The organism is Amycolatopsis sp. NPDC006125, from assembly GCF_040614195.1.
In the GTDB taxonomy this organism is placed as follows: Bacteria; Actinomycetota; Actinomycetes; order Mycobacteriales; family Pseudonocardiaceae; genus Amycolatopsis_E; species Amycolatopsis_E tucumanensis.
Map to the genome: position 1 here is coordinate 1 of NZ_JBEXTZ010000130.1, position 19288 is coordinate 19288.

The window sequence follows — 19288 nt, forward strand, 5'->3', positions numbered from 1 at the left end:
GGCGGGGCCGGAGGGGTTCCGGCGCAGCCACCGGCAGGCCCGCGAAGCGCTGCGGGTCGCGCAGCTCGCGGGCCGTCCGGCGGGCACCGTCACCCACTTCGCGGACATCGACGTCGCGGCGCTGTGCAGCACCGATCCCGGCGTCTGCCGCACGTTCGTGGCCGAGACGCTGGGGCCGCTGGCCGCCGGCACCGAGGACGCCCGCCGCCTGCGCACCACGCTCGCGGTGTTCTTCGACGCCGGCGGCAACTTCCGGGCGGCGGGCGCGCGGCTCGGCGTGCACCACAACACCGTGCGGTACCGGGTGGACCAGGCGGCCGCCCTGCTCGGTCAGGCGCCCGGGGAGCACCGCCTGCGACTCGAACTCGCGCTCCACCTGGCCGACCGGCTCGGCCTGGTCAGCTGACCGCGTCGGATGCAGTGGTCAGCCGCTTGTGCTGCTCGGGGGACAGGTCCAGGGAGGCCGAGGCGAGCAGGGCGTCGAGCTGGCCGGCCGCGCTGACGCTGGCGATCGGCGCGACGACCGTGGGCTGGGCGCGCAGCCACGCCAGGGCCACGGTGGCCGGCGCGGCGTCCAGTTCGGACGCGACCACTTCGAGTTCCCGCACCACGGCGAACCCGGCGTCGGTGAGGTAGTCGCCGATCAGCGCGCTACGGGCGGTTCCCGCCGCGTCCGCCGCCGACCGGTACTTGCCGGTGAGAAAGCCCGAGGCCAGACCGTAGTAGGGGACCACGCCGAGGTTGTGGCGCTCGGCGACCGGCCGCAGGTCGCGCTCGAACGCCGTGCGGGTGAGCAGGTTGTAGTGCGGCTGGAGCGACACCGGCGGCGCGGCGCCCAGGTCCTCGGCGACGTCCACCCACTCCTGGACCCGTTCGGCGGAGTAGTTCGACAGCGCCACGTGGCGCACGAGACCGCGCTGGACGAGGCGGTCGAACGCGGCGACCGTCTCCTCCAGCGGGGTGGCCGGGTCGTCGACGTGGGCGTAGTAGACGTCGAGGTGGTCGGTGCGCAGCCGCTTCAGCGACCGTTCGGCGCCCGCGGTGATGTTGTCCGCGCTCAGGCCGGGGTGGGCGGGGTGGCCGGAGACCTTGGTCGCGATGATCACCCGCTCGCGGTCACCGCCCGCGGCGAGCCACTCGCCAATCACGCTCTCCGCCTCGCCGCCGCTGTTGCCCGGTGCCCACACCGAATACACGTCCGCGGTGTCGACGAAGTTGCCGCCGCGGTCGGTGAAGGCGTCCAGGATGCGGTGCGACTCCGCGGTGCTCGCGGTCCACCGGAACGTGTTGGTTCCCAGGGCGAGCGGAAAGACGTCCAGGCCGGACGATCCCAGAACGGGCATGGTGTGCTCCTTGTAGGATGAACGAAACGGGGAACTCCCCGTTACTCCGACAGTAAGCGGGGAGTTCCCCGTTTCGCAACCTGCGAGGGGTGAGGGTGACCGCGAGCACACCGAAGCGGCGTGCCGACGCGCGCGAGAACCGGGACGCCATCCTGGCCGTGGCGCGGCTGGCCCTCGCCGAGTCGCCGGAGATCTCCCTGAACGCGATCGCCAAGCGGGCCGGCGTCGGCAACGCGACGCTGTACCGGCATTTCCCGACGCGCGAGGCTCTCGTGCTGGCGGTGTACGGGCGCGACGTGGCGGAGATCCGCGAGGTGGCGACGCGGCTGCTGGCCGAGCGGTTCCCGATGGAGGCCCTGCGGGAGTGGATGCGGGAACTCGCCCGGTGCGTGCTGACGCGCCGCGGCCTCGGCGACGCCTTGCGCCTGGCGACGGGCCCGGACCGAGCCCAGCTGGCCGACACCTACCAGGCGATGAGCGACGCGCTGGCCGAACTGCTGGCGGCGAACGAGGCGGCCGGCACCGTGCGGCAGGGTCTCGATCCGGAGATCGTGCTGCTGGCGCTGGGCAGCCTGTGGCAGCTCGACCCGGACGGCGAGTGGGCGGCGCAGGCCGAGGGAATCATCGAGCTGCTGATCGCCGGGCTCGCCGCGCGATGATCGCTGCAGGGGCGGGGCGCGGCTTGGCGGGCGCGGTGCGGCTTGGCGGGCGCGGTGCGGCGCGCTGATCTCCCGGCGGTATCGCCCGCGCGTGCGGTGGAATCGTGGATCGCCTCCCGTGTATCCGCGGCGCCGCCCGCAGCGCGCTCAGGAGGTCATGCGCACCGGCCTCCGTCGATCAGGTAGGTCTGGCCGGTGATGTAGGACGCGGCGCCTGAGAGCAGGAACGTCACCAGGTCGGCCACCTCCTCCGGCGTGCCGAGCCGGCCCAGCGGCGTCCGCGCCGCGGTTTCGGCCCGCATCTCCGGCGTCAGGTCGCCGGCCAGCGGGGTGTCGATCAAACCCGGCGCCACCGCGTTCACCCGGATCCCGTCGCCGGCGTACTCCAGCGCGGCCTGGCGCGTCAGCATGCTCACCGCGGCCTTCGAGGCGGTGTACGCGGCGAACCCCGGCCGCGCCCGGACCGCCCCCACCGACGCGGTGTTCACCACCGCGCCCCCGCCGGCGAGCATCAGCGGCAGCGCGGCCCGCAGCACCAGGAACGCGCCCCGCAGGTTGACTGCCAGCACGCGGTCCCACTCGGCCGCCTCGTACTCGTGCACGCGGCGGGCCGGGGCGCCGCTGATGCCGGCGTTGTTGAACAGCACGTCGACCCGCCCGAACCGCTCCCGGCACAGCTCGAACAGTTGCCGGACGTCCCCCTCGTCGCTGACGTCGCACCGCGCGGGAACCCAGTCGGCGCCGGGGATCTCGCTCCGGTCCGCGGCCACCACCGTCGCGCCCTGGTCGTGCAGCCGGCGTGCCACCGCGGCCCCCAGTCCGCTCGCCGCGCCAGTCACCACGCCGATCCTGCCCTCGAACTCACCGCTCACGCGAAGCTCCATTCATCATAGATCAAATGATGTGATCCTTGACAATCTCAGGTGACACTTCCTACCGTTCAGCAGGTCGCTGGTCAACGTCGACCTGGCTGGAGGTCAGAGATGACGCGCTTCGCCCCCGTCGCCACGGGGCCCCGGATCGCCTACCGGGACACCGGGCAGGGGATCCCGCTCGTGCTCGGGCACGGGTTCATGCTGGATTCCGGCCTGTTCGACGAGGTGGCCGCGCCGCTGTCCGACCGGTGCCGCCTCGTCACGTGGGACGCCCGCGGCCACGGACGCACCACCTACGACGGAGCACCCTTCACGCTGTGGGACAGCGCCCGCGACCTCCTCGCCCTCCTCGACGCGCTCGGCATCGACCGGGCCGTTGTGGGCGGGCACAGCCAGGGCGGCTTCGTCGCCCTGTCGGCCGCCCTGCTGGCCCCCGACCGCGTCGCGGGCCTCGTGCTCATCGACACCACGCCCGCCGGCCAGGACGGCAGCGCCCTCGGTGAGCTGACCGCGTTCGCCGACGCCTGGCAGGCCGACGGGCCCACTCCGGAGTTGTGCCAGGTCCTCGGCGCGATGGTCTTCGGCGACGGTGACGTCGGACCCTGGATCGAGAAGTGGATGAAGCAGCGCCCCGCGGAGTTCGCCACCCCGTTCCGCGCGGTGATGGAGCGAGACGACCTGTCGCCCCGGCTGCGCGAGATCACCGCACCGGCGCTGGTGGTGCACGGCGGCGCGGACTCGGCCATCACCGTGGCCGAGGCGCGGCAGTGGGCCGCGCTCCTGCCGCACGCGGATCCGGTCGCCGTGATCGACGGCGCACCGCACGCCAGCCCGGCCACCCATCCCCGGGAAGTCGCGGCCGCACTCGGCCGCTTCCTGTCCAAGCGCGTGCCCGCGTTCTGACCCCTGCTCTGCGAACGGAAGACAACCATGACCGAGACCGGCTCGGCGCCCGACCGCACGAAACTGTGGCGCAAGGTCGCCCTCCGCACGTTCCCCCTGCTCGGCGCCGCTTACGTGCTGGGCTACATCGACCGGGTCAACATCGGCTTCGTCGCCGCCCCGATGTCCCGCGACCTCGGCCTGACCAACGTCCAGATCGGACTGACCTCGACGCTGTTCTTCATCGGCTACATCATCGCGACGGTCCCGAGCAACCTGGCATTGCGGCGCTTCGGCGCACCGACCTGGATCGGCTGCACCCTGCTGGCCTGGGGCACGGTCACCGCGGTGATGGCGGCCGTCGACTCGGCCGGGGCCCTGTACGTCCTGCGCGTCCTGCTCGGGCTCGCCGAAGCCGGCCTGGCTCCCGGCGTCCTGCTCTACATCACCTACTGGTTCCCGGCGAAACAACGCGCCTGGGCTTACCCGGTGTTCGTGTCGGTGATCGCCGTGTCCGGCATCGTCGGCGCGCCGTTGTCCGCCGGGCTGCTCGAATGGGGGCAGCACCTGACGGGCATGGTCGGCTGGCGATCGGTCTTCCTCGTCGAGGGCGTGATCACGGTCGTCGTCGGGATCCTGCTGATGGCCCGCCTCGCCAAGAGCCCGGCCACGGCGAAGTGGCTGTCCACTTCGGAGCGCCGATACATTCAGGAACAGCTGGACGCCGAGGCGGCGCTCAAGCGGAACAGCGCGGTGCCTGCCCGCATCACCGACGCGCTCAAGAGCGGTCGCGTGTGGGCCCTGGCGTTCGCGTTCTTCGCGCTCACCTTCGGCATCTACGCGTTCAGCTACTTCCTGCCACAGATGCTGCAGCTGCTCACCAACAAACGCGGCGCGTCCCCGACCGACGTCACCAGCGTGCTGCTGTCGGCCATCCCGTCCGCCTTCGCGTTGCTGGTCATGCTGGTGTGGCCGAAGGTGTTCGCCCGGCGCAGCGCCGTCTTCTCCACGACGCTCCCGTTGTGCGTGGGCACGGCCGGCGTGGTGCTCGCGGCGATGACCGACAACCGCATCGCGTTCCTCGTCGGCACCTGCCTGAGCTTCGCCGGCATCTACACGTCGCTGTCGCAGTTCTGGCGCATCCCGGTGCTCGGCCTGACCGGCGCCGCCGCGGCGGCCGGCATCGCCGTCATCAACTCGTCGGGCAACCTGACCGGCATCGTCAGCCCCCTGCTTACCGGCAGCATCCAGCAGGCCACCGGCAGCTTCCGCTACGCACTGCTGCTCATCGCGCTCGTCATGGTGCTGGGTGTGGTGACCGTGCTGGCCGTCGGGCCCCGGATCGAGCGGATGAACACCGAATCCCCAGCGCAGTCGCAGGAGAGGAAGGAAACAGTATGAGCACGGCCCTGCCGACGTTCGACGACCCCGCCTACCGGGTCCCGGCGCCGCCCGTGGCGGCCTCACCGGAGGAGGAACGCCTCCGCCGCAAGCGCGAACTGGCCGCGACGTTCCGGCTGTTCGGGAAGTTCGGCTTCGGGGAGGGGGTGGGCGGTCACGTCACCGCCCGCGACCCGATCCACCCCACCTGCTTCTGGGTGAACCCGTTCGGCGTGCCGTTCGAGCACATCCGCGTGTCGGATCTGCTGCTGGTCGACGAGAACGGGCGCCTGGTGGAGGGTGCGGGGCTGGTGAACCTGGCCGGCTTCTACATCCACTCGCGCGTGCACGCCGCCCGGCCGGACGTGCAGGCGGTCGCCCACGCGCATTCCCTGCACGGCAAGACGTTCTCCGCGTTCGGCCGGCTGCTCGACCCGATCACCCAGGACTCGCTCGCGTTCTACGACGACCACAGCGTCTACGACGGGTTCGGCGGCCTGGTGTTCGACCCCGAGGAGGGCAACCGCATCGCCAAGGCCCTGGGCGACCACAAGGCCGTCATCCTGCAGAACCACGGCCTGCTCACCGTCGGGCGGACGGTGGCCGAGACCGCGTGGTGGTTCATCTCGATGGAGCGCTCCTGCCAGTCGCAGCTGCTCGCGATGGCCGCCGGTGACCCGATCCTCATCGACGAGGCGGAGGCGCGTCAGGTGTCGAGCGTGACCGGCACGCCCGGGTTCGGGTGGTTCAACTTCCAGCCGCTGCACCAGAAGATCCTCAAGCTGGAACCGGATCTCCTGGACTGACGGGGGAGGGGAGCGGGCCGGGTGCGTGCGCGCGCCCGGCCCGTTCGCGTCACCAGGTCAGCGGTAGCTCGCCGGTCCAGGCGCGGTCGAGGATGCGCAGCAGATCGTCCCGCCCGCCGATCGGACGGGGGTTGCCGGGCGGGCCGGATTCCAGGAGCGCGTCGGCGACCAGGGGCAGCTGCCCGCGATCCACCCCGGCCGCGCACAGGCCCCGCGGCACGCCGAGCCGGTCGAGCACCGCGGTGACGCCGTCGAGCGCGGCCGGGGCGCGCAGCGCCTCGGCGATCAGCGCGTGCCGGTCCGGCACCGCCGGGGCGGTGTAGCTCATCACCGTCCGGCACACCACCCCGTGGGCCACGGCGTGCGGAACTCCGAGGACCGGGGCGAGCACGTGCACGATGGCGTGCGCGGCGGCCATCCGGACGCGGGGGAGGGCGGCGAGCACCGCCGCGGACTGGAACGCGCTCAACGCCCCGTGCCGATCGTCCAGCCGGTCCACCCCGTCGCGAATCAGCGCCAGCGAACGCAGGTAGAACGCGTCCGACAGCGGCGAGCGGCCCGTGCCGACCAGACCCTCGACGCAATGCGCCAGCGCGTTGGCGACGGAGACGCGCGTGAGCCGCGACGGCAACGCCGCCGGCACCCGCGGATCGAGCACGACGACGTCCGGCACGATCCGCTCGTCGCCGATCCCGACCTTGCGGCCCTCGTCGGTCACCCCGGCGCGCGAGGTGACCTCCGCGCCGCCGAACATCGCCGGGATCGCGACCGACCGGCGGCGCGTGGTGCCGAGATCGAGCCACACGGCCGCCTTGACGGTGTCGATCACGCTGGACCCGCCGAGCGCGACGTAGCCGCCCGCCCCGGTCGCGACCGCGAGGTCCCGCAGCGTCCGCACGTCGGCCATCGGCGAATGAGGCGCGACCGTGGCGTGCACGACGTGGTCCCCGGCCCGCTCCCGCGCCATCGCGCACACCGGGCTGCGCGCCATGGACGGGCTGGTCACCAGCACGACCCGGGCCAGGTCCAGTTCGGACAGCAGGCCGGGCAGCGAGTCCAGCGCGGACGGACCCGAGACGATCCGCCCGGGCGCGGGCGGTGACCAGTCGTAGGCGTCCACGGCGCTATCCGGCGTGGTGCTCGACGACGCGGCGGAGGAGGTCGGCCAGCGTGCGGCGCTCGGCCGGCGACAGCCCGCTCGTCCACTCCCGTTCGCGGTCGTGGTGGCTGCCGAAGGTCTCCAGCACCGTCTCCAGGCCGCGCTTGGTCAGCTCCACCGTCACGATGCGGCGGTCGGTGGAGTCCCGGCGCCGTTCGACGAGCTCGGCGTCCTCCAGCGTGTTGAGCACGCTGGACACGCTCGACCTGGTGACGGCGGCGAGCTGGGCGAGCTGCCGCGGCTCGCTCTCGCCCACGACCCACAACGCGAACAACACGCGAAAGCCCGCGTAGCTCACGCCGCGCGCCCGGTAGACGTTCTGCTCCAGGTCCGCGACGAGCTTGTTCGCCGCGCGCACGAGGTTGAACGTCACGGCGAGCACGTCGAGGTCGACCTCGACGCCGGAGCGCTCGGCGCGCTCGACCATGAGCTCCTCGTACTCCTTGGCGTGGATGTGGTTCACGGACACCCCTGTCGTCGCTCGGGCGCACCGGTCGAGATCTGACCATCAGCACCCACTTCATCCGAGTCCACGCCATCGTACGGGATCGAGCAAATCGAGATCATCAGAGTTGAGATGATTTGATCCTTGACGAGTTTGGGGTCGATGGGGGACCGTAGAGGAGTCCGGGCCGCAGCCCGGGCGCCGACCACGTGCAACGGTGCCGGGAAGGAAGTGAATGCTGGCGTGCGCACACTGACCGATGTCACGCGCCGGGGAGCGAGGCGGTTCGCGGACCGGACGGCGGTGTCGACGGGCGGGTCCGCCCTCACCTACGCCGAACTCGACCGCGACGCCGACCGGCTGTCGGCGGCGTTCCGGGAACTGGGCGTCCGGCGCGGCGACCGCGTCGCGATCCTGGCGGAGAACTGCGTCGAACTCGTCGTGGTGGCCTTCGCCGCGATGAAGGCGGGCGCCTGGTTCGTCCCGCTCAACTTCCGGTACGGCCCGGAGGAGCTGTCCTACGTCCTGGCCGACACCACGCCCCGCGTGGTCGTGGCGGGACCGGGTTACGCGGGAGCCCTGGACGCCGCGCTGCCGGCCGAGCGTCCGGCGCTCGTCGTGGTCGACGACGGCGAGGCGGTGACCGGGCGGCTGCCCTATCGCGACCTCCTGGCGGCGCACACCGGCGCCGCACCGGAGGACCTCAGCGAACCGGGCGACATCGCCACGGTCCTCTACACCAGCGGCACCACGGGATTCCCCAAGGGGGTGCTCGCCACGCACGACGCGACCGTGCGGCTGCTGCCGGTCTACGCGATCGAAGGCGACCTGGGCGCCGGTGACGTCATGCTGATCTCGATGCCGTTGTTCCACGGCGGCGGGCTGGTGATCCAGCTCCTGCCGGCGCTCGCGCTGGGCGCGACGGTCGTGCTCACCGGCCGCGGGTTCTCCGCCGACGGCGTGCTGGAACTCGTCGAGCGCGAGCGGGTGACCGTGACGTTGTGGTCGCCGACGATGCTCGCGATGATCCTGCGTGACGCCGACGTGACGGCCCACGACACCGGTTCGCTCACCAAGATCTGGTACGGCTCCTCGTCGATCGCGGCGACCACCCTGGAGCGGGCGCGAGAAGCCTTCCCGCAGGCGGGGTTCTACCAGTGGTACGGCACCACCGAGGCCACCACGATCGCGGTGCTCCGCCCCGAGGACCACCGGGACCGCGCCGACCAGACCGGCCGCGAGGTCTACGGGGTCGACGCCCGCATCGTCGATCCGTCGGGCGCCGAAGTGGCGGTGGGGGAGACCGGTGAGGTCGTCGTCAGCGCGGCAGGGACCTGCATGGTCGGCTACCACCACCAGCCCGAGGCGACCGCCGAGGCGATCCGCGACGGGTGGCTGCACACCGGCGACCTCGCCGTGCGCGGCACGGATGGGTACTTCACCATCGTCGACCGCATCAGCGACGTGATCATCTCCGGTGGGGAGAACATCTACCCGCGCGAGGTGGAGGAAGCGCTGCACAGCCACCCCGCGGTCGCCGAGGCGTCGGTGTTCGGCGTGCCCGACGAGGTGTACGGCGAGTGCGTGGCCGCGGCCGTCGTCCTGGTCCCGGGAGCGGAGGCGACGGCCGAGGACCTGGGCGTGCACGTCGCCGAACGGATCGCCCGCTACAAGCGGCCGACGCGGTGGCGCCTGGTGGACCAGTTGCCGCGCAACGCCTCCGGCAAGGTGCTCAAACGCGCCCTCCGGGACCAGCTCGGCGCGCGGGCCGAGGCGGTGTGACCGTGCCGGACTTCGAGACCCTCCTCGTCGCCGATCGCGACCAGGTCCGCTGGATCACGCTGAACCGGCCGGAGCGGCGCAACGCGATCTCCCCGCTGATGCTCGACGAACTGGAAGCCGTCCTGAAGGACACGGCCGAGGACAGCGAAGTCCGGGCGCTGGTGGTCACCGGAGCCGGGAGCGCCTTTAGCGCCGGCGCCGACCTCACCGTCGACCCGGACGACCCGGACGCGCTGCCCGACGTCGACCTCGCCCGCAGTGACGCGGTGTTCGGCCTGCTGGAACGCCAGCCGCAGCCGGTGATCGCCGCGGTCAACGGCACGGCCGCGGCGGGCGGGCTGGAACTGCTGCTCTGCTGCGACATCGTGCTCGCCGCCGCGGGCGCGCGCATCGGCGACCTGCACGCCAACGCCGGGCTCCTGCCCGGCGCGGGCGGGACCTACCGCCTTCCCAGGCGGGTCGGCCGCAATCCCGCGCTGTGGCTGCTGTTCACCGGCGACACGGCACCGGTCGAGGACTTCCAGCGCTGGGGCCTGGTCCACCGCGTCGTGCCGGGGGAGGAGCTGCTCGCCGAGACCGGGCGGCTGGCGGCCGGGCTGACCCGGAAGAGCCCGCTCGGCCTGCGGCGCATGAAGGAACTGGTCCGTGACGGGCTCGAGCAGGACCGGCGGACCGGACTGGCGCACGCGCTGGAGGTCGCCCAGGCGCACCAGACGTCGGCCGACTACGCCGAAGGGGTGCGGGCCTTCGCCGCCCGCCGCGCACCGAGGTTCACCGGGCGATGACGAACCTCGACGGCAAGGTCGCCCTGGTCACCGGCGCCTCCTCCGGACTGGGCGCGCACACCGCCCGCATCCTCGCCGAGCACGGCGCCACCGTGATCGGCGCCGCCCGCCGGCCGGACCGCGTGCCGCGGCACGACGACCGGATCGTGCCACTGGAGCTGGACATCACCGACCGCGCCGCGGTGCGGGTGGCGGTCCCGCGGATCGCGGAGACGACCGGCTGGCCGGACGTCGTGGTGAACAACGCCGGTGGCGGCGCCGTCAAACCCGCCCTGGAACACACCGATGCCGACTGGGACCACGCGCTGGCGGTCAACCTGACCGGGGCCTGGACGGTGTCCACTGTGGTCACCGAGGGCCTGCGGCGCCTCGGGCGGCCGGGGAGCATCGTCAACGTCGCCTCCGCGGCCGGGCTGAACCCGGTGGCCGACACCGCGGCCTACGGCACGAGCAAGGCGGCGTTGATCCACCTGACCCGGCAGCTCGCCCTGGAATGGGCGCCGCTGGGAATCCGGGTCAACGCGATCTGCCCCGGCCACTTCCCGACCGAGCTCAACGCGGAGTTCCTCGCCGACGAGCGCTTTCGGGACCGGATCACCCGGCGGATCCCGCTGGGCCGCCTCGGCCGGCTCGACGACCTCACCGGGCTGGTGCTGCTGCTGGCCTCCGACGCCTCGGCCTATCTCACCGGGGCCGTCATCCCGCTCGACGGCGGACAGAGTTTGCGTTCCTGACAACGACAAGGACGAACATGGACGACACCGACCACCAGAAACTGCGCCAGGCCATCGTGCGGGCGATGACCGATCTGATCCCGCCGATGGAGGACCGGATCGAGGACACCGACTGGATCCCGAAGGACGTCCTCGTGCCCGCACTGCGCGAGGTGAACGCGTTCGGGCTGCTGCTGCCCGAGCGCTACGGCGGATCCGGCCTCACCGTCTCGCAGTACCTGCCGATCCTCGCCGACCTCTCCCGCATCCACGGCGGCCTGCGCGGCTTCGTGCACGCGCACAACTCGTCGGCGCACGTCTTCGAGATGCTGGCCAGCGAGGAGCAGAAGGACGCGCTGCTGCCGCTCGTGGCCACCGGGCACGCCTCGTTCGGCATGGGCATCACCGAACCCGACCACGGCACTGGCGCCGACATCGGCACCCGCTGCCTGCGCGACGGCGAGAACTACCGGATCGACGGGCAGAAGTGGCTGACCACCAACTCCGACTGGGTGAGCCACTTCATCGTCTTCGCCAAGACCGACCCCGCCGCCGGGGCCCGCGGGGTGAGCGCCGTCCTCGTCGAGCGGGACCGGCCCGGCCTGACGATCGCGCCGCTGCCCGGCACCCTGGGCACCCGCGGGCTGCAACACGGCCACCTCACCTTCGACGACGTGGTCGTGCCGGTGACCAACCGGCTCGGCGAGGAGGGCCAGGGACTCGGCCTGATCGAGCACGGCATGGAGGTCAGCCGCGTCTTCGTCGCCGCCTCGTCCCTGGGCACCGCCGAAGAGGCCCTCGCGCTCAGCGTGGCCCGCGCCAACGAGCGGGTCACCTTCGGCAAGCCCATCGGCACCCGGCAGGCCGTCCAGCGCTACCTCGCCGAGATGGCCACCGACGTCTACGCCCTGCGCGCGATGCTGGAGGACGCCGCGGCCAAGCTCGACGCCGGGCTGCGCATCCCCATCGAGGCCTCGGCCTGCAAGCTGTTCGGCTCCGAAGCCGTCTGCCGCGTCACCGACCGGGCCCTGCTCGTGTTCGGCGGGATCGGGTTCACCCGCAAGTACCCGATCGAACGCATGCTGCGCGACGCGCGCGCGAACGTCGTCGAGGAAGGCCCGCCGACCATCCAGCAGTTCGTGATCGCCCGCAACCTCCTGGACGGCGCCACCCTGCGCGGTCCGTCCATCTTCGAACCCACGCACCTGTGAGGCACTGATGAACCAGAACGTGTTGTCCATGCGGGGCCGGGTCGCCCTGGTGACCGGCGCAGGCCAGGGCGTCGGCCGGGCCGTCGCCCTGCACTTCGCCGCCCACGACGCCCGCGCCGTGGTGATCAACGACTTCTACGAAGACCGCGCCGAGAAGGTCGCCGAAGAGGTTCGCGGTCAAGGTGTGGAGGCCCTCCCGCTGGCGTTCGACGTCACCGACTACGCCCAGGTCGCCGACGCGTTCGCCCGCGTGCAGAAGGAGTACGGCGAACTGCACGCGCTCGTCAACAACGCCGGCAACGCCGGACCCGCCGGCCGGGCGGGCTTCTCCGACTTCTGGTCCGAGGAACCGGCGGACTGGGACCGCTGGCTGGGCACCAACCTCTACGGCGTGCTCAACTGCGTCCGGCACGGGGTGCCGCTGATGCGCGAGCACGGCACCGGGCGTGTGGTCACCGTGATCTCCGACGCGGGACGCCAGGGCGAGCCGGGGCTGGAGGTGTACTCGGCGGCCAAGGCCGGTGCGGCCGGATTCACCCGAGCCGTCGCGCGCAGCACCGGCCGGTTCGGCATCACCGCGAACGCCGTGTCGATCGGCGCCACCCGCACACCCTTCGTCGAGGACATCCTCAACGACGAGGCGGCGGCCAAGGCGCAGCTCAAGCGGTACGTCATCCGCCGCTTCGGCGAACCCGAGGACATCGCGAACATGATCCTGTTCCTCAGCTCCAACGCGAGCTCGTGGGTGACCGGGCAGACGATCCCGGTCAATGGCGGCTACTCGGTGACGTTGTGAGCGCGCCCGGCCTGCCCGCCCGCCGCTGTGCGCGTTGCGAAGCGGCATTCCCGTCGGTGGAGAGCTCCGGCCGCTGCCCGTTCTGCGGCAACACCTGGCTCTCCGACACCACGCTGTCGTCCACCGGGACGGTCGTGACCAGCACCGTGGTCCGCGTCGCGCCACCCGGCACCGAGGTGCCGTACACGCTGGCCTACGCCGACTTCGCGCCCGGTGCGCGGCTCTTCGCGCGGGTGCGCGGCGCCGCGCCGATCGGCGCGACCGTCCGGCTGGTGCCCGCGCCGGAACCCGACCACTACGTCTTCGAGCCGGAGGAAAAGCCATGACGAACAGGCGCGTCGCCGTGATCGGCACCGGTCTGGTGCCCTTCGGCAAGCACGAGGACACCGGCCTCGAAGAACTGGGCATCACGGCGGCTGAGGCCGCGCTCGCCGAAGCCGGGTGCGAACCCGGCCGGATCGGTGCGGTCTTCTCGTCGAACGTCCTCGGCGGTGGCGGCGCCGGGCAGCGCATCCTGGCCGGTGTGGGCGTGTTCGGCGTGCCCGTGGTCAACGTCGAGAACGCCTGCGCGAGCGGGACGACCGCCGTGCACCTGGCCCGCCTGGCGATCGAGTCCGGGCGGCACGACATCGTCCTCGTGATCGGCGCTGAGAAGATGACCGGGAAGTTCCAGGGCGGGATCACCCTGGACCGCACCGACCGGCCCACCCTGCTTGGCCTGACCATGCCCGCCATCTACGCGCTCAACGCCCAGCGCTACGCCCACGACACGGGCGCCGCTCTCGACGACTTCGCCGAGGTGAGCGTGAAGAACCGCGCCGCGGGAGCGCGCAACCCGCACGCGATGTTCCGGCAGCCCGTCACACGAGAGGAGGTGCTCGGATCCCGTGCCGTCGCCGATCCGCTGACCCTCCTGCAGTGCTGCGCCAACGCCGACGGCGCGGCGGCGCTGGTGCTGGCCGCCGAGCACGTGGTGGAGTCCCGGCACGATCCGGTGTGGCTGCTCGGATCCGGGCTCGCCTCGGGCACCGCGACGGGCCCGAAGACGGAGTTCGGCACCTCGCGTCCGTCGGCGCTGGCCGCCGGGCAGGCGTACGCGGCGGCCGGGATCACCGCGGCCGACATCGACTTCGCCGAGGTGCACGACGCCTTCACCATCGGCGAGATCACCTCCGTGGAGGCGCTCGGGCTGGCGAGCCAGGGCAAGGCGCTGGCCGCGGTGGTGGCCGGTGAGTTCAGCCCCGGCGGCCGCGTGCCGGTCAACGCCAGCGGCGGGCTGCTGGCCAAGGGACATCCGGTCGGCGCGACCGGGGTCGGCCAGGTCGTCGAGCTGACCACCCAGCTGCGCGGCGGCGCGGGGGAGCGGCAGGTCGGTGGCGCCCGGATCGGCCTGTCCCACACGGTCGGCGGCGGGGTGGCGACGCTCGACGCGATCGCCAGCGGCGTCGTGATCGCCGGTGTGTGAACGGGGCCCGCGATGACTGTCACGCCGACCCTGGCCGGTCTGCTCAGCCGCGCTCACGACCGGTACGCCGAGCTGATCGCCCTGCGCGAGGGAACCACCGCCCTGACCTACGGCGAGCTGGGCTCGCTCGTGCGCCGCGCGATCGCCGGGCTCGCCGAGCGCGGACTTCGGCCCGGTGACCGGGTGGTCACGATCGCCGCGAACTCCCTCGCGTACGCGGTCCTCGACCAGGCCTGCTTCCTCGGCGGGTTCGTCCGGGTCGGCGTCAACCGCCGGCTGAACCCCCACGAACTCCCGTCGATCCTGGCCACCGTGAAGCCCGCGCTGCTGTGCGCCGACGCGGAGTGGGCCGCCCGCCTCGACGCCGAGCCGTCCGTGCGGGCCGGCCTGCCGGTGCTCGACCTGGAGCGGGACTTCGCCGCGCTCACCGACCGCGCGGACCCGGGGCCCGCCCCGCTGCCGCCGCCGGACGCCCCGGCGGCCCTGCTGTTCACCTCCGGCACGACCGGGGAGCCGAAGGCGGTGGTCGCCACCCAGCGCGCGATGGCGTCGATGGTCCGCAACGTGCTGGTCGCCTTCCCGGTCCAGCCCGGCGACCGGGTGCTGCAGGCCATTCCGCTGAGCCACGCCGCCGGGCACCTCGTGCCTGCCTTCGCCTGCCAAGGCGCGGACCAGGAGGTGCTGCCCGCCTTCGTGGTCGACGAGGTGCTGCGGCGGATCGTGCGGGACCGGGTGTCGGTGGTCTCCGCGGTGCCCACCGTCGTGGGGCCGCTGGCCCGCGCGGCGCTGGCGGGCGGGCACGACGTGTCGGCGCTGTCGGCGATCGTGTACGGCGGGTCGCCCATCGGGCGGGCCGACCTCGCGACCGCGGTCGAGGCGTTCCCGCACGCGCTGTACCAGGTCTACGCGCAGAGCGAGAGCCTGCTGCCGGTCACCGTGCTCACCCCCGGCGACCACCGGGCCGCGGTGGCAGGCAGACCGGAACTCGCCGGTTCCGCGGGGCGCGCGGTCCCGTTCCTGGACCTGCGCATCGCCGACACCGCCGGGAAACCGCGCCCCGCCGGTGAACCCGGCGAGGTGCAGCTGCGGGGTGACACGGTGATGACCGAGTACTTCGAGAACCCCGAGGCCACGGCCAAGGCGCTGGAACCGGACGGCTGGCTGCACACCGGCGACGTAGGCTACCTGGACGCCTCCGGGCACCTCCACCTGGTCGACCGTCTCAACGACGTGATCATCACCGGCGGGTTCAACGTGATGCCGTCCGAAGTGGAGCGCGTGCTCGCCGCAATGCCCGGCGTGCGGGACGCCGCGGTGTTCGGCGTGCCGGACCCGCGATGGGGCGAGACCATCTGCGCCGCGCTCGCGGTGGACGGTCCCGCACCGGCGCTGGAGGAGGTGCAGGAGTTCTGCCGTGCGCGGCTGGCCCGGTTCAAGGTTCCGCGGCGGCTGGTCGTGCTGGACGACCTGCCCTACAACGCGACGGGCAAGCTCGACCGGCGCGGCCTGCGGGCCCGCTTCCGCGAGGTGCCGGCGTGACCGCCGGCCCGCTCGACGGGGTGCGGGTGGTCAACCTCAGCGAAACCGTGCCCGGCCCGCTCGCGGCGCTGCTGCTGGCCGACCTGGGCGCCGAGGTGATCACCGTCGAGCGCCCGCCGCCTGGGGACCCGGCCCGGCGGTTCCCCGCGGTGTTCGCCGCGCTGTCGCGCAACCAGCGTGCGGTGTCGCTCGACGTGGCCGATCCACGCGGGCTCGGGCTCTTCGCACGCCTGGCCGAGCGCGCGGACGTGATCCTGGTGGGCCAGCGGCCCGCGACCGCACGCAAGCTCGGCGTTCACCCGGACCAGTTGCGCGCCCGTTTCCCGGACGCCTCCGTGGTGAGCGTGTCCTCGTTCGGGCTGACCGGTCCCGGCGCGTCCCGGCCCGGCCACGACCTGGTCTTCCAGGCCATCGCCGGACTGCTCGACGGGCCGCCGGGGGCGGTGCCGGTGGTCGACATGGTGTCCGGGTTCCTCACCGCGATCGCCGCCCTCGCCGCGATCGCGGGGCACAACCGGGACGGGCGGGCGCGCACGGTCGAGACCACGATGTTCGACGGCGCACTGGCCCTGAACACCTTCGCCCTGACCCGCGAGCTCGCCGGGCTGCCCGCGGACGCCACCCCGGTCGCGCCCGCGGGGTACGGGGTCTACCGGCTCGGCGACCGGGCGCGGGTGTGCCTGGCCGTCTCCTACGAAGCGCACCACTGGCGCGCGCTGTGCGAAGCCCTCGACCTGCCGGATCTGGCGGGCTTGCCGTTCGAGGAACGCGTGGCGCGCCGCGACGAGATCGACGGGACGCTCGCCGGCAGGATGCGGGAGTGGCCCGCCGAGGATGTCCGCAAGGTCCTCGCCACGGCGGGCGTTCCGGCGGAACCGGTCCTCGGTCCCGCGGAAGTCGTGCACACCGCCGAATTCGCCGGGCACATCATCGACGGGCATCACCTCGCCGCGCCGTTCCGCATCGACGGGCGGCGCGCGGGCGCGGCGCGGGGCGTGCCGAGGATCGGCCGGGACACCGCGGCGGTGTTCGCCGAGCTGGGACTCGGCCCGGTCGAGCTCGCCCGGCTCGCGGCGGAGGGAGTGGTCGTCCTATGACGTCCGTGGCCGTCGTCGGGGCGGGTGGCATCGGCACCGTGCTGGCGTCGGTGTTCGCCGACGCCGGGCACGACGTGGTCGTCTGCGCCCGTTCCACGCCGGGGCCACTGATCCTGGAACGCGGCGGGACGTCGACGAAGCTCGACGTGCGGGTGCTGACCGAACCGGATGCACTGTCGCCTGTGGACTGGGTGCTGCTGTGCACGAAGGCCCACGACACACCGGCCGCGGCCGCGTGGCTGAAACGTTCGTGCGCCGCGGGAACGACGGTGGTGGTGTGCCAGAACGGCATCGGCCACGCCGACCGGGTCGCCGGCCTGACCGGGCCCGCGCGGGTGCTGCCCGCCCTGGTCTACATCGCGGCCGAACGGATCGCGCCGGGGCGGGTCCGCCACCACCGCGGCGCACGGCTCGTCGTGCCGGAGGAGGACGCCGCCGCCCGGCTCGCCGGGCTCGCCCCTGGCCTCGACGTCACCACCGAGCCCGACTTCCGGACAGCGTCCTGGCGCAAGCTGCTGACCAACGTCGCCGCCAACGCGGTGACGGCGCTGACCGCGCGGCGCATGGACGTGCTCGCCGAGCCGGAGATCCGGGAACTGGTGACGGCGCTGCTGGCCGAGGCGGTCGCGGTGGGGCAAGCGGTGGGCGCGGACCTCGGCCCCGCGGACGTGGCCGCCACCGTGAGCTTCTACGACCAGCTGGGGCCTGCGGACGGCACCTCGATGCTCTACGACCGCCTGGCCGGGCGGCCCACCGAGTACGAGCTGTTCAACGGCACCGTGACCCGGCTCGGTCGCAAGCACGGTGTCCCCACCCCGGCCAACCAGGCGGTCTACGCCCTGCTCGGCGCCGGCGAACCCGGATGAGGGCCATCCTCGCGACCACGCTCACCGGGCCGGACGGACTGCGGACCGGGGAGATCGCGGAACCGGACGGGCGGGACCGCGTCGTCATCGACGTGCGGTACGCGGGCGTCGCGTTCCCCGACCTGCTGCGGACCCGCGGCCGCTACCAGGTCCGGTCGGCGCCGCCGTTCGTGCCCGGCGCCGAGGCGGCGGGCATCGTCCGGTCGGCGCCGGAGTTGAGCGGGTTCCACCCCGGCCAGCGGGTGGCGGTGATCGCGGAGGGCACCTGGCAGGAGGTGGTCGCGGCGGACCCAGCGAAGGTGTTCCCGCTGCCCGACGGGATTCCGCTGGCCACCGCGGCCGGGTTGCCGCTCAACCACTTCACGGCTCACTGCGCGCTCGTCCGGCGGGCCCGGGCGCGGCCGGGGGAGACGGTGCTGGTGCACGGCGCCGCGGGCGGGGTGGGCAGCGCGGCTCTCGGTTTGTGCCGCGCACTGGACCTGCGCGCGATCGCCGTGGTGGGCTCCGGCCCGAAGGTCGCGTTCGCCCGGGCGGCCGGTGCGGCCGAGGTGGTGTGCGGTGCGGATTGGGCCGGCCAGGTGCGTTTCCACACGGCCGGACGGGGCGTGGACGTCGTCCTGGACCCGGTCGGCGGCGACCGGTTCACCCAGAGCCTGCGCCTCCTCGCGCCGGAGGGCCGGCTCGTCGTGCTCGGCTTCACCGCGGGCGCCATCCCGGAGGCGAAGGTGAACCGCCTGCTGCTGCGCAACACCGCCGTCCTCGGTGCGGGCTGGGGCGAGATCGCCGTCCGCGAACCCGACTACCCTGGTACACAGTGGACGGAGCTGGTGGCGCTGGTGGAGCGTGGGCGGCTGGTCGTCCCCGAGCCGGAGGTCCTGCCGTTCACCGAGGCCGGTGCCGCACTGCGCCGCCTCGAAGACCGGGCCGCGATCGGCAAGATCGTGCTCGCGTTCCACCAGAGTTGAGACGACGTGGACCCCGGCGAGGTGCTCTAAGGCGGCGGTTGCTGCTCGTGGACAGGGGAATTGGTTCAGGCTCTGGGCGTGCCCGTCACTGTTCGGAGGCGTTGTCCTTGTCGTGGTCGCCCGGGATGAGCGCGTCGTTGAGGGCCTGCGACGGGGCCTTCGCCCGTCCGGTCAAGGTGATCTCGCCCTCGTTGTGCAGCCGTTCGACCATGTGCGGGTAGTGCAGCTCGAACGCCGGGCGCTCGGAACGGATCCGGGGCAGTTCGGTGAAGTTGTGCCGCGGCGGCGGGCAGGAGGTGGCCCACTCCAGCGAGTTGCCGTAGCCCTACGGGTCGTCCACCGTGACGAGCTCGCCGTAGCGGTAGCTCTTGAACACGTTGTAGATGAACGGCAGGGTCGACGCGCCCAGGATGTAGCCGCCGATGGTCGAGATCGTGTTCAGCGTGGTGAAGCCGTCGCTGGCCAGGTAGTCGGCGTAGCGGCGCGGCATGCCCTCCGCGCCCAGCCAGTGCTGCACCAG

The 19288-nt window shown here is 72.8% G+C and carries 20 protein-coding genes and 1 pseudogene; 16 read left to right on the plus strand and 5 right to left on the minus strand.

The features are described 5' to 3' along the window. On the plus strand, window positions 1–406 hold a 406-nt coding region (locus ABZ193_RS38895), incomplete at its 5' end, for a helix-turn-helix domain-containing protein (protein ID WP_354713680.1). Here ABZ193_RS38895 and ABZ193_RS38900 read toward each other — a convergent pair. After that, the gene (locus ABZ193_RS38900) at window positions 399–1343 is read right to left on the minus strand and encodes an aldo/keto reductase (protein ID WP_354713682.1); all 945 of its coding nucleotides are present in this window, start codon (window positions 1341–1343) and stop codon (window positions 399–401) included. The two genes, ABZ193_RS38895 and ABZ193_RS38900, sit on opposite strands and share 8 nt — an antisense overlap. A 95-nt stretch (window positions 1344–1438) precedes the next feature. Between ABZ193_RS38900 and ABZ193_RS38905 the strand changes: the two genes are divergently transcribed. Further along, the gene (locus ABZ193_RS38905) at window positions 1439–2002 is read left to right on the plus strand and encodes a TetR/AcrR family transcriptional regulator (RefSeq protein ID WP_354713684.1); all 564 of its coding nucleotides are present in this window, start codon (window positions 1439–1441) and stop codon (window positions 2000–2002) included. 155 nt (window positions 2003–2157) lie between these two features. On the opposite strand, the gene ABZ193_RS38910 is transcribed toward ABZ193_RS38905, so the two are convergent. Then, window positions 2158–2874, minus strand: a complete 717-nt coding sequence (locus ABZ193_RS38910; RefSeq protein ID WP_354713686.1) for an SDR family oxidoreductase — start codon at window positions 2872–2874, stop codon at window positions 2158–2160. 111 nt (window positions 2875–2985) lie between these two features. Between ABZ193_RS38910 and ABZ193_RS38915 the strand changes: the two genes are divergently transcribed. From ABZ193_RS38915 to ABZ193_RS38925, 3 genes are read left to right on the plus strand one after another with little or no spacing between them, the layout of a single operon-like run. Continuing rightward, window positions 2986–3780, plus strand: coding sequence for an alpha/beta hydrolase (locus ABZ193_RS38915; protein WP_020417332.1), 795 nt, complete (start codon window positions 2986–2988; stop codon window positions 3778–3780). A 27-nt stretch (window positions 3781–3807) separates the two neighbouring features. Then, window positions 3808–5160, plus strand: coding sequence for an MFS transporter (locus ABZ193_RS38920; RefSeq protein WP_354713688.1), 1353 nt, complete (start codon window positions 3808–3810; stop codon window positions 5158–5160). Beyond that, window positions 5157–5945: a class II aldolase/adducin family protein gene (locus ABZ193_RS38925; protein ID WP_354713689.1), complete on the plus strand. Its 789-nt coding sequence runs from the start codon at window positions 5157–5159 to the stop codon at window positions 5943–5945. Before ABZ193_RS38920 ends, ABZ193_RS38925 begins: the two co-directional genes overlap by 4 nt. Window positions 5946–5994: 49 nt before the next feature. Here ABZ193_RS38925 and ABZ193_RS38930 read toward each other — a convergent pair whose 3' ends face one another. Next, window positions 5995–7065, minus strand: coding sequence for an iron-containing alcohol dehydrogenase (locus ABZ193_RS38930; RefSeq protein ID WP_354713691.1), 1071 nt, complete (start codon window positions 7063–7065; stop codon window positions 5995–5997). 4 nt (window positions 7066–7069) lie between these two features. Further along, the gene (locus tag ABZ193_RS38935; RefSeq protein ID WP_157358488.1) at window positions 7070–7567 is read right to left on the minus strand and encodes a MarR family winged helix-turn-helix transcriptional regulator; all 498 of its coding nucleotides are present in this window, start codon (window positions 7565–7567) and stop codon (window positions 7070–7072) included. Between the two features lie 225 nt (window positions 7568–7792). Here ABZ193_RS38935 and ABZ193_RS38940 point away from each other — a divergent pair, with 225 nt between their 5' ends. Genes ABZ193_RS38940 through ABZ193_RS38990 form a run of 11 tightly spaced genes read left to right on the plus strand, consistent with a single transcriptional unit; the run spans window position 7793 to window position 18768 of the window. After that, window positions 7793–9331: a long-chain-fatty-acid--CoA ligase gene (locus ABZ193_RS38940; protein WP_354713693.1), complete on the plus strand. Its 1539-nt coding sequence runs from the start codon at window positions 7793–7795 to the stop codon at window positions 9329–9331. A gap of 2 nt (window positions 9332–9333) precedes the next feature. Then, entirely contained in the window at window positions 9334–10116 is a 783-nt protein-coding gene (locus tag ABZ193_RS38945; protein ID WP_354713695.1) for an enoyl-CoA hydratase/isomerase family protein, read from the plus strand. Beyond that, complete coding sequence (locus ABZ193_RS38950; RefSeq protein ID WP_354713697.1) at window positions 10113–10850, plus strand: SDR family NAD(P)-dependent oxidoreductase; 738 nt, start codon at window positions 10113–10115, stop codon at window positions 10848–10850. Before ABZ193_RS38945 ends, ABZ193_RS38950 begins: the two co-directional genes overlap by 4 nt. A gap of 17 nt (window positions 10851–10867) precedes the next feature. Then, the gene (locus tag ABZ193_RS38955; protein WP_354713699.1) at window positions 10868–12040 is read left to right on the plus strand and encodes an acyl-CoA dehydrogenase family protein; all 1173 of its coding nucleotides are present in this window, start codon (window positions 10868–10870) and stop codon (window positions 12038–12040) included. Between the two features lie 7 nt (window positions 12041–12047). Beyond that, the gene (locus tag ABZ193_RS38960; protein ID WP_020417323.1) at window positions 12048–12836 is read left to right on the plus strand and encodes an SDR family NAD(P)-dependent oxidoreductase; all 789 of its coding nucleotides are present in this window, start codon (window positions 12048–12050) and stop codon (window positions 12834–12836) included. A gap of 56 nt (window positions 12837–12892) precedes the next feature. Further along, window positions 12893–13162 carry an OB-fold domain-containing protein gene (locus ABZ193_RS38965; protein WP_354713701.1) on the plus strand — a complete coding sequence of 90 codons (270 nt, stop codon included), beginning with the start codon at window positions 12893–12895 and terminating at the stop codon, window positions 13160–13162. Beyond that, complete coding sequence (locus ABZ193_RS38970) at window positions 13159–14301, plus strand: thiolase family protein (RefSeq protein WP_354713702.1); 1143 nt, start codon at window positions 13159–13161, stop codon at window positions 14299–14301. Before ABZ193_RS38965 ends, ABZ193_RS38970 begins: the two co-directional genes overlap by 4 nt. 12 nt (window positions 14302–14313) lie before the next feature. Continuing rightward, entirely contained in the window at window positions 14314–15840 is a 1527-nt protein-coding gene (locus ABZ193_RS38975; RefSeq protein ID WP_354713704.1) for an AMP-binding protein, read from the plus strand. Then, entirely contained in the window at window positions 15837–16937 is a 1101-nt protein-coding gene (locus ABZ193_RS38980) for a CaiB/BaiF CoA-transferase family protein (RefSeq protein WP_354713705.1), read from the plus strand. The genes ABZ193_RS38975 and ABZ193_RS38980 overlap by 4 nt, the downstream gene beginning before the upstream one ends. Further along, window positions 16934–17803 (plus strand): 2-dehydropantoate 2-reductase, encoded by an 870-nt coding sequence (locus ABZ193_RS38985; protein WP_354713707.1) that lies wholly within the window; start codon window positions 16934–16936, stop codon window positions 17801–17803. The genes ABZ193_RS38980 and ABZ193_RS38985 overlap by 4 nt, the downstream gene beginning before the upstream one ends. Continuing rightward, entirely contained in the window at window positions 17800–18768 is a 969-nt protein-coding gene (locus tag ABZ193_RS38990; RefSeq protein ID WP_354713709.1) for an NADPH:quinone oxidoreductase family protein, read from the plus strand. The genes ABZ193_RS38985 and ABZ193_RS38990 overlap by 4 nt, the downstream gene beginning before the upstream one ends. 85 nt (window positions 18769–18853) lie before the next feature. Here the strand turns inward: ABZ193_RS38990 and ABZ193_RS38995 are convergent. Beyond that, window positions 18854–19288, minus strand: a pseudogene (locus ABZ193_RS38995) (cytochrome ubiquinol oxidase subunit I); the annotation flags it as partial.

Coding starts and splice junctions, on each gene's coding strand:
- ABZ193_RS38900 (WP_354713682.1), bottom strand. CDS start 1,343: ATGCCCGTTCTGGGATCGTCCGGCCTGGACGTCTTTCCGCTCGCCCTG.
- ABZ193_RS38950 (WP_354713697.1), top strand. CDS start 10,113: ATGACGAACCTCGACGGCAAGGTCGCCCTGGTCACCGGCGCCTCCTCC.
- ABZ193_RS38985 (WP_354713707.1), top strand. CDS start 16,934: ATGACGTCCGTGGCCGTCGTCGGGGCGGGTGGCATCGGCACCGTGCTG.
- ABZ193_RS38915 (WP_020417332.1), top strand. CDS start 2,986: ATGACGCGCTTCGCCCCCGTCGCCACGGGGCCCCGGATCGCCTACCGG.
- ABZ193_RS38925 (WP_354713689.1), top strand. CDS start 5,157: ATGAGCACGGCCCTGCCGACGTTCGACGACCCCGCCTACCGGGTCCCG.
- ABZ193_RS38990 (WP_354713709.1), top strand. CDS start 17,800: ATGAGGGCCATCCTCGCGACCACGCTCACCGGGCCGGACGGACTGCGG.
- ABZ193_RS38960 (WP_020417323.1), top strand. CDS start 12,048: ATGAACCAGAACGTGTTGTCCATGCGGGGCCGGGTCGCCCTGGTGACC.
- ABZ193_RS38920 (WP_354713688.1), top strand. CDS start 3,808: ATGACCGAGACCGGCTCGGCGCCCGACCGCACGAAACTGTGGCGCAAG.
- ABZ193_RS38955 (WP_354713699.1), top strand. CDS start 10,868: ATGGACGACACCGACCACCAGAAACTGCGCCAGGCCATCGTGCGGGCG.
- ABZ193_RS38970 (WP_354713702.1), top strand. CDS start 13,159: ATGACGAACAGGCGCGTCGCCGTGATCGGCACCGGTCTGGTGCCCTTC.
- ABZ193_RS38975 (WP_354713704.1), top strand. CDS start 14,314: ATGACTGTCACGCCGACCCTGGCCGGTCTGCTCAGCCGCGCTCACGAC.